The organism is Deltaproteobacteria bacterium (genome assembly GCA_016874775.1).
Lineage (GTDB): Bacteria > Desulfobacterota > Binatia > Bin18 > Bin18 > VGTJ01.
The window spans coordinates 1-4,515 of the sequence record VGTJ01000294.1; the positions used below are offsets into that span (position 1 = coordinate 1).

A 4,515-nucleotide genomic window follows, 5' to 3' on the forward strand; every position below is an offset into this window, starting at 1 on the left:
CAAAGGCCTACAGGTCTCCGACGATGAGTTTCAAGCGCTCAATATCAAACCCGGTAAGTTTCATGGCGATTGGAACTATACGCTTCTTCCTCGCTCTTAATCGGTAACTTAATTCTTGCCCATGCCTTAGTGACTCAGGTGCCAGGGACGTCCGCTACGCTGGTATTGCGGCGCAGGCGAAGCAGGTGGGGTCTCAGGGGCACGTCGTTGAACGACCTGCGGAGGTGTTCCACTTGTACGTTGCCGCTGGGCAGCACGCGAAGTTGGCATTAGTACCGGAGCCGAGAGTACGCGACTGGCGCTTGCATGACAGGATGGACACGGCACCGACGTAGTAGCTTCACGCACCGAGCGTTGAACCTCAAAGAGCCCGCAGGATCGACACGAGAACTCATAGATCGGCATAACAGCACCTCTTAGGAAACGTGTGGCATACGCATCAGTCGTTACGAAGCTGCCGCTTCCATACCGCGCGGGGCAACGACAGGCCCTTTCGTCGAAGGACGAATGTCGAAATCGAAAATTTCCGTGGGGATGGCAACGGTACAGCACGCATTAGGAATATCGACGATGCCGCTCACGCGGCCTTCGACCGGGGCGGTGCTCAACAACATATAGGCTTGTTCGCCGCTGTAACCAAACTTCTTGAGATACTCGATGGCATTGAGACAGGCACGGCGATAGGCCACATGCGCATCGAGATACAATTGCGTCCCCTGCTCGTCCACGGAAATCCCTTCGAACACCAGATACTCAGAGTAACGAGGCTCCACCGGGCCGGGCTTGAAAATCGGGTTCAGCATCCCGTACTTGCTCATGCCGCCCTTGATCAGGTCGACGTGCAAATCGATCCATCCGGCCATTTCAATGGCGCCGCAGAAGGAAATCTCACCATCGCCCTGCGAAAAGTGAATATCACCCATAGAGAGATTTCCACCTTTGCAATAGACCGGGAAATAGATGCGCGAGCCACGCGATAGGTTTTTGATGTCACAGTTGCCACCGTGTTCGCGGGGTGGAACGGTCCGTGCCGCTTCCATAACCACGCGATCAAACTGCGCGCCGCGGAGTTGGCCCAGTAAGGCTCTTTGCGGGTTCGGTGGCGCTGCAAGTGGCGGCACGCGCGTTGGCGCTGTAGCGATTAACGCCGCTTCGCGTTTATTCCAGGTAGCAAGCAGTTCTGCTGAGGGCGCACAGCCGATCAGGCCTGGGTGCGTCAGGCCAGCAAATCTCACTCCTTGTATATGGCGTGACGTCGCATAGATGCCGCTAAAGTTCCAAATCGCCTTCTTTGCCTCCGGGTAATGCTCGGTAAGGAACCCACCACCATTCTGCTTGGCAAAGATGCCGGTGAATCCCCACTCTGAATCTGGGAGAGCCCCAATGTCTAACAGGTCGACAACCAGAATATCACCCGGTTCCGCACCACTCACCGCAATCGGCCCGCTCAGATAGTGCACTTGTGGGAGTTCAACATCGCGGACGTCATTAGCACTATCATTGTCGCCAATTTGTCCACCGGTCCAATCCATACACTCAATACGAAACACCGCCCCAGGGTTCACACTCACAACTGGTGGGATTTCGGGATGCCAGCGATTATGGAGCAGAATCTCTTGCTCAGCCGGACTCCGCCGGAGATCAACAGAAATCAACGACTTCGGCATACGATCCTCCTCTGTATTGGCTGTGGTCCTGCAACATCCTCAACACCACCCATCTCGGCTAGCAACGTTTGCAAGCTCCATACCGGTGATACATCACACCATGAGTCAATTAGATATTCACTCACAGTGATTATTTATTTACCGATAACTCGTTCTGTCTTCACAGCTATTTATCCGTGCCGAGGGCAAGAACAGGCTAGCCACGCAGCCCCGCATACAGTGGACCAGGCTGTCCTCTTCACGCACTATTGTTGCTCACCGTGCAAGCCTGCCCGCAGAATGTTTGTAGGGCAGCAATAACTGCGACCAGTGGTGCGACTGAGGAGTCGCATCGTGACGCACAAAAGAAAAAGGCCTGCAGGAGAAAGGAGGGAAACCTACAGGCCCTTAACAACCACCTGACTGGGGAATATGTCGGGTAGTGAAGGGTGCACAGCGAGGGGCATAGGGTCTCGCGGTCACCACCGGATACTTCCAACGCAGAAGCATCGCAAAACCTAGGCCAACAGCTTTTTCCTCTGCCGCACCACAATAGTCTTGATAAATCAGTGGGGTATCCTGGTGCCAGCTCGTGACCTCATCGCTTTGCTGTCCAAAAAACAGGCAGACGTGTTGCCTCAGCAGCAGTGACCAGAAACCTGTATTCCATACTAGATTCTTGCAGAAACTCCGTTCACTATTGACGGCATGATATTGCCACAATCTGGAGACCTTATCGTTTCCTCCCTCGGTTTGTGTCGCTTTCCCTCTCCTCTCCAACCGCGCGGACAGCTCCTTGTCGACCCAACTAACCGGGTGTTAGTCAGCGCAGAAACCGCGGACCTCGAACTCTATCTTGATGCCGGACAGCGACCACCGTCGTTCGGCCTCGCTGGTCCACGCGCGCAACTCTTCTTTGACCCGACGACGATTACTTGCGGTATCGTTACATGCGGTGGTCTCTGCCCCGGCGTCAATGATGTCATCCGTTCAGTTGTTCATACACTGACATTCGGGTACGGAGTGCCACGCGTGTTGGGTTTTCGTTACGGCTACGCGGGCCTTGCAGCGAACAGCGGCTACCCTCCAATCGCATTGACGCTTGAGGCGGTCAGCAACATTCACACCATCGGAGGGACAACGTTAGGTTCATCACGCGGACCACAAGATGTGAGTGAAATGGTAGACACTCTCCAGCGCCATCAGGTGAGTATCCTGTTTACCATCGGCGGCGACGGCACGTTACGTGGAGCGGCGGCACTCAGCCGGGAGATCGCGCAGCGGAAACTGCCGATTAGTATCATTGGCATTCCCAAAACGATTGATAACGACCTGGGCTGGACCGACCGAAGCTTCGGTTTCGCCACGGCAGTCGAAGAAGCAACCACAGCTATCGACGCAGCACATACCGAAGCACACGGCGCGTGGAATGGTATTGGCCTGGTCAAGCTGATGGGTCGCCATTCCGGGTTTATTGCCGCCCATGCAAGCTTAGCGAACTCAGATGTGAATTTCTGTCTGATACCCGAAGTGCGGTTTGCCCTTGAAGGTAAGGACGGGTTTCTCGACCTGTTGATGCAAAGACTAGAGCGACGACATCATGCGGTCATCGTCGTCGCCGAGGGTGCGGGACAAGAACTCTTGCAGGACCCAGCAAAGCAAGAACGGGATGCGTCGGGAAACCTCCGCTTAAAAGATATTGGCATCTTTCTTCGCGATGAGGTCACGCGGTTTCTGCAGGCACGTCATCTCGATTTCTCCATTAAATATATTGACCCGAGCTATATCATCCGCAGTCTCCCTGCGAATGCAGTTGATTCGGAGTTTTGTCTCATTCTTGGTCAACACGCCGTTCACGCTGGAATGGCAGGGTATACAGACATGGTAATTGGCTACTGGAATCGGCACTTCACCCAAGTGCCGATTTCCCTCGCCGTTGCCCGTCGTAAACAACTTGACCCCGAAGGTCCTGAATGGCAGAGCGTGTTACAAGCGACCGGGCAGCCAGCGTCGATGATGGGCACCTATGAACCTCACCCCTAGCCCCTCTCTATGACTGGAGAGGGGAACTCGAAGCGTAGTTACAAATGGGGTCTTAATCTGCGCATCCCAAGTATCACTGTCCCGACAATCGCTCGGTCGCCGTGTTGATTTTCCACCACCACATCGCAGTGAATCGTTGCGCTACCGTCAGCCTCAGCGCCACTCTTTTCGGTGACATTACCCCAGAGGTTGAGGGTATCGCCGTGTTTCACTGGCGTACGAAAACTGACCTGAAAATTCTTGAGTCGCCAACCAGGAAAGTGTTCTGTCACAATTTGCGCGAGGAACGTCGCACTCAACGGTCCGGGAACAATGGGTTGCGAAAATCCTGTCTGTCGCGCCCGTTCTGGATCGATAAACCGTTGGTCCGTGATTCGTGCAGCTTTCGCATACCGGATGACAACATCACTAGTTGGGACTTTTGTGACCGGACCGATTTCGTCGCCGATGTCGATGGTCGCAAAGGGCTTGCATTGTATTTCGTTCATGTTCAGCTCACTGTGTGATGATACGTATTGCGTAAAAATATGGGACTAGGGGCTGGGGGCTAGTACCGTGTCTCATAACTTCGTGAGCAGTTGTAGGGCGTGCGAAGCGCGCCAACTGACTGGCGCGTGGTACGCGCCCTACGATTTCACTGCTAATAAACTTGCGAGACACGGTACTAGGGACTTGTTTCTCCTCCCTACAAGCCCCTAGTCTCTAAATAGAAACTCACTCGATGGCAAGTGCTAGGCGGCGAGGGGAAGCGCATACACCTGACGTTCCACCGGGAAGGACCGGCGTTTTTGCAGCCAAGCAAAGACTAAATTGACTAATTCCTCTA

At 54.3% G+C, this 4,515-nt stretch carries 4 protein-coding genes; 1 reads left to right on the forward strand and 3 read right to left on the reverse strand.

Features of this window, described 5'->3' with window-relative positions; genetic code table 11:
- Window positions 1-126 precede the first annotated feature (126 nt).
- Complete coding sequence (locus tag FJ147_27485) at window positions 127-405, reverse strand: zinc ribbon domain-containing protein (protein ID MBM4259628.1); 279 nt, start codon at window positions 403-405, stop codon at window positions 127-129.
- 41 nt (window positions 406-446) lie between these two features.
- Complete coding sequence (locus FJ147_27490; protein ID MBM4259629.1) at window positions 447-1,667, reverse strand: acetamidase/formamidase family protein; 1,221 nt, start codon at window positions 1,665-1,667, stop codon at window positions 447-449.
- Between the two features lie 687 nt (window positions 1,668-2,354).
- On the opposite strand from FJ147_27490, the gene FJ147_27495 reads away from it, so the two are divergent.
- Window positions 2,355-3,689 carry an ATP-dependent 6-phosphofructokinase gene (locus FJ147_27495; protein ID MBM4259630.1) on the forward strand — a complete coding sequence of 445 codons (1,335 nt, stop codon included), beginning with the start codon at window positions 2,355-2,357 and terminating at the stop codon, window positions 3,687-3,689.
- A gap of 38 nt (window positions 3,690-3,727) precedes the next feature.
- Here the strand turns inward: FJ147_27495 and FJ147_27500 are convergent, their stop codons facing one another.
- Window positions 3,728-4,177, reverse strand: coding sequence for a hypothetical protein (locus tag FJ147_27500; protein MBM4259631.1), 450 nt, complete (start codon window positions 4,175-4,177; stop codon window positions 3,728-3,730).
- Window positions 4,178-4,515 lie beyond the last annotated feature (338 nt).